Annotated in this window: 1 protein-coding gene; it reads left to right on the top strand. The window is 71.6% G+C overall.

What is annotated here, in order from left to right; translation table 11 throughout:
• The coding region (locus ACW73L_RS22170) for a phosphopantetheine-binding protein (RefSeq protein ID WP_498924712.1) at nucleotides 1-464 on the top strand (464 nt) is incomplete at both ends.

The following is a 464-nucleotide window of genomic DNA, read 5'->3' as shown; positions in this document are numbered from 1 at the left end:
CTGGACCGGCGGGCCTTGCCGGCGCCGGAACGGGCGAGCACGGCGACGCTGGCCCCCCGGACCCCGACCGAAGCGCAGCTGGCGGCGATCTGGCAGGAAGTCCTCGGCCTCGACAGCGTCGGCGTCAGCGACAACTTCTTCGCACTCGGCGGCGACTCCATCCTGTCCTTGCAAGTGGTCAGTCGCGCGCGTGCAGTGGGGTACGCGCTGAGTCCGAAGGACCTGTTCCGGCACCAGACACTGGCCGCGCTGGCCGCGGTGGCGCAGCCGCTGGCGACCACCGCCTTCGACCCCGGTCCGGTGACCGGAGCGGTGCCGCTGACGCCGATCCAGGCCGAGTTCTTTGCCACCGACATCCCGGCGCGCCATCACTGGAACCAGTCGGTACTGCTGGCGAGCCCTGGACCACTCGACACCGACGCACTGGCAGCAGCGCTGCGCGCGCTGCTGGCGCAGCACGACAG

The sequence above is a fragment of the Methylolobus aquaticus genome, assembly GCF_054172105.1.
The sequence above is the reverse complement of the archived record's forward strand: the minus strand, read 5'-3'. Positions and strand labels throughout refer to the sequence as shown.